Below are 3,694 nucleotides of genomic sequence, written 5' to 3' on the forward strand. Positions count from 1 at the left end.
CGGCTCGATCCGGTCCCACATCGCATCGGTGATCATCAATCGGACAGGCACATCCGATCAACTGATCAACCCATCAAAGAGACACGACCTAGCGGAGCACTCGGAGTAGTGGCGTTGCGCGATCCGATGCGCATACTCTGGGTATAGGTGACTGCGTGAGCCTACGGGCCCACGGGCATCACCCCGGCGAGGTCACCTCACCGGATCACGACTCAGGTGCTTGCAGGCTGATGAGTCGGACCTAGAAGAGGGCTCCGTTGTGGTGACGGCGCCCTCTTCGCTTTTCACGCCTATCTTCCTTCATGGCCATCGCCATCCGCTGGCATGTAGAGCTTCAGCCTGAGCCCGGACGATGACGCGCAGGTCATCGACTCCAACTGTCTCGGCATAGCTCGGTTGGGCCGTCGTCTGAGCCGGATGCTTGCGATAGATGCCGCCCGCCTCGCCGATCATCCATCCATTTGAGACTGCGGCACAGCACATGATGGCGGCGATTGTCTCCCAAGCCGGAAGGGCCGGCCAGGCTCCTACGGCGAGTAGCAAGTCCGTTCGTACAGCTAGATGGCCAGCTACGACAGGGAAGCGGTTGGCGTCGTATGCAGTAAGGAGTGTCTCGTAGGTCAGAAGCCCTTCAGGCGGGTCGCATGGTCCTGGCACTAGCGAGCCATTCGGCAGCAGGTCTAGCCCGGCAGCCACGCACCAACCGACTTCGGGGTGCTCCTGCAGTGCGATGATTTCCCGAGTGAGGCCGCCAGGCAAGATCAAGTCATCAGCATCGAGAGCACGCACGAGCTCACCCTTGGCTCGCGCAAGTGCCGCTGTACGTGCCGCCCCGGCACCTCCTCGCTGTGCCATCCCCAGCGAGATCCACGGCTCAGGCGGGAGTGCTGCGGCTGGCTGACCGGTGGTTCCGTCTTCCTGGACCAGCCACTGCAAGTCCCATCCGTGGGGCAGTCTCTGGCGTTCAGTTCGTACGGCCTCATAGGCCTCGCGCAGGTAGGTCTCTCCCCCCTGGAAGACGGGTGTCACCACGCTGATGATCTTCACGGCCACCTCTTCAAGGGAGTGACGTAGCGCAACTCGATCCGATCTGCCGGCAGCGGGATCTCAGTCAGTTCAACAGCCTGTCCGTCGGTGGAGTATGAAATTTTTCGGATGTGCAACACCGGCACACCTGGGGGAATGTCCTGCTCGGCCCTCTCAGAGTCCGTCGGCATGGATGCCGACACGACGTCGATGATGCAGTCGACTTCCACCCCCAGCGTGTGCAGTTGATGGAGGGCACCCCCAGGCCAGGGTTCTTGCGAGTGGTCGAATAGCTGCGGGTTCTTGCGGGCGAGGTCATGAGGCATGTAGGAGACCGACTTACCAACACCCGCTCCCTCCTTGTGGCGGCGTGTACTGATGCTGCGTCGCACGAGCGCCCCTGCCTCCAAGCCCAGGGTCTCGGCCACGTCAGAGGGGGCGGGGATCACATCGATCCGAATCGTGCTCTCGAACATCTCTGCCAGCGACACCCCCGAGTCCAGCTCCGCGACGCCGGCAGTGCGCCTCTCTTGTTCCGGGAGCAGCACCCGATCCTTTTCCGTCTGGTATCGCTCGTTAGATCGGAGCTGCGGAATGGGTTGGACACGGACGCGGGTTGTACCGCCGACCTTACCTGAGAGTAGACCGCGCTCCTTGAGTACCTGCACCGCTCGGCTGACGGTGTTGGGAGCTACGTTTCGCGCCTTAGCTAGCTCCACCACGGTAGGAAACCGCTGGCCAGGGGCGTACTCCCCTCTTTCAATCTGGGCGGCTAGCGCATCGGCCAGCTCCAGGTACTTAGACGTTGATGCCATGAAGGCACTCTCTCACTCTGTCCATGCCTGCGCAACAACCATCGCAAGATGGCAACATGCATCTTGTGATGGTTGTTGACCCCGCGCTGAGCTTGTGGCACTGTCTCCCTCGGCAGATGCATCGCAAGATGGATCTAACCGAACTGAGTTGGTTCTGGGTAGGTTCCTCGCTGCTCAGCCAACTGCACCACCGCAGTTTCTGCAGCTCGTCTCTCTGGAGATGGGCAGGTGGTCGGAGGCGGTAGAACGATCAAACCCCTCGGCCAGCAGGGACTGCTTGTACGACCTCAGCGCTGATGCGCTGTCTATCCGCCGGGACTTGGGCTGTTGGCTCGTGGGCCTGGTGGGTGGAGAGAGCATCCGCCCCGCGAACCCCTTCCCCTCCCTTCCTGCCGAGGAGTCGCCATGTCTGAGTTCGCCATGTCCAAGGCCGCCAAGCGCAAGGGCCGCACCCGTACTTCCCGTATCAGCCACCTGGACGCGATCGTCCTGTCGACCTTGTCGCCCGGTCACATCGACATGCGCACCGTGGAAACCACGCAGAAGCGCCGTATCTCGCTGGTGTGCCCGGATTGCGGCACCTGGGTGGCCGTCACTCCCCACCGCGGCAGCTACCTGCTCAAGCTCGTCCCGCACCACACCGGCAAGGCCGGCGTCGCCGACGCGATCCGCTGCCGTTCCAGCAACCGCCTCGTCGACGTGGACATCAGCAAGGACACCTGGCTCCACCGGTACACGGAGTGGGCGTGCGAGGAGCGCCTCGCCGTCGACCTCACCCGCCACCGCCGCGCGACCGTTCAGACCCTCAATGTCGCCCGGCCCCAGGAGCGCCCCGCCGACAGGCGAGCCCAGTGGGAGCGTGCGATGCCCGCCGCCCGCCGGGCCGACGCCGCCCGTGAGGTTCCTGCCAATGCGATCCCCCCGATTCGCGGTGCGGCCGTCGACGGTCCCGCCAGCGCCCCGCTGGCCATGACCTCCCAGACCGCTGGGGATCCCCGCTCCGTCCGCGCCCTGGCCACCGGCACCATTCACTCCCTGGCCCAGACCGACCAGGACCGGTGCGCGAGCGACGTCCTCGCCGAGCACCTCACCCGCGTCGCCTACACGCACCTGGCCACGATCTGGCGCCGCCCTCTGACCTCGGCGGACCAGGCCGCGCACACCGCCCTGGTGGTTGCGGTCAGGGCCGCGCTGCCCGCCCCGATCCCGGGTGAGACCGCCGCCGCGTACACCACCCGCTGCCATATGTCCGCGCTCGCCGCCGCCTGAGCCGCAGGCCTGCACTGCCCGCCGCCAACCCGGCCCGCTTTGCGCTGGGTTGGCGGTGGAGTGCGCAGGACGCGCACACGACGAACCCCCCAGGGAGACAGCCCTGGGGGCTTCTTGTCGCAGCAGGTCACCTCACCTCACGAGAAGGACGACCTACTGATGCACAGCATGACAGCCCCCGCGTCGGAAGGCAGTAGGCCGCCGCTTCCGGTCCGCCCGCAGCCGCATGAGCGTGACGGCCGCCGGCCCCAGCCCGGCGGTGGCCGGCCCCACCCCCAGCACACCGCACCGCGCGACCACATGCCCGCCCGCCTGAATCGGAGCTCCAGCATGATGCCCACCGCCACCATCGCTCTGCCCAGCACCGATCAGGAGATCGGCCCCCGCCACCCCGGAGCCATCTACCAGAACGCCGACGGTCGGTTCGAGGTCCTGGCGCTGATCACCGACCCGGCCGAGGCCGCGCAGTTGCTGCGCCGGGCCAGTGCCCGGTGGGCGGTCATCGTCCGCGACACCCTGCGCCCCGACGGCCAGCCCTTCGCGGTCGGCTCGGTGTGGACGAACAGCGACTACCTGATCCGCCC

4 protein-coding genes are annotated in these 3,694 nt (G+C 65.9%); 2 read left to right on the plus strand and 2 right to left on the minus strand.

Going from position 1 to position 3,694, the window contains the following annotated elements; all coding sequences use genetic code 11:
- Positions 1-300 precede the first annotated feature (300 nt).
- Positions 301-1,047, minus strand: coding sequence for a glycosyltransferase (locus ACH4C6_RS36145; RefSeq protein ID WP_398112809.1), 747 nt, complete (start codon positions 1,045-1,047; stop codon positions 301-303).
- On the minus strand, positions 1,044-1,841 hold the full coding sequence (locus ACH4C6_RS36150) for a GntR family transcriptional regulator (protein WP_398112810.1): 798 nt from the start codon (positions 1,839-1,841) through the stop codon (positions 1,044-1,046). The genes ACH4C6_RS36145 and ACH4C6_RS36150 overlap by 4 nt, the downstream gene beginning before the upstream one ends.
- A 405-nt stretch (positions 1,842-2,246) precedes the next feature.
- Between ACH4C6_RS36150 and ACH4C6_RS36155 the strand changes: the two genes are divergently transcribed.
- Both ACH4C6_RS36155 and ACH4C6_RS36160 read left to right on the plus strand, forming a co-directional pair.
- Complete coding sequence (locus ACH4C6_RS36155) at positions 2,247-3,110, plus strand: hypothetical protein (protein WP_398112811.1); 864 nt, start codon at positions 2,247-2,249, stop codon at positions 3,108-3,110.
- Between the two features lie 330 nt (positions 3,111-3,440).
- The coding region (locus ACH4C6_RS36160; protein ID WP_398112812.1) for a hypothetical protein at positions 3,441-3,694 on the plus strand (254 nt) is incomplete at its 3' end.

Source organism: Streptomyces sp. NPDC017943 (genome assembly GCF_044328425.1).
Classification (GTDB): domain Bacteria; phylum Actinomycetota; class Actinomycetes; order Streptomycetales; family Streptomycetaceae; genus Streptomyces; species Streptomyces djakartensis_A.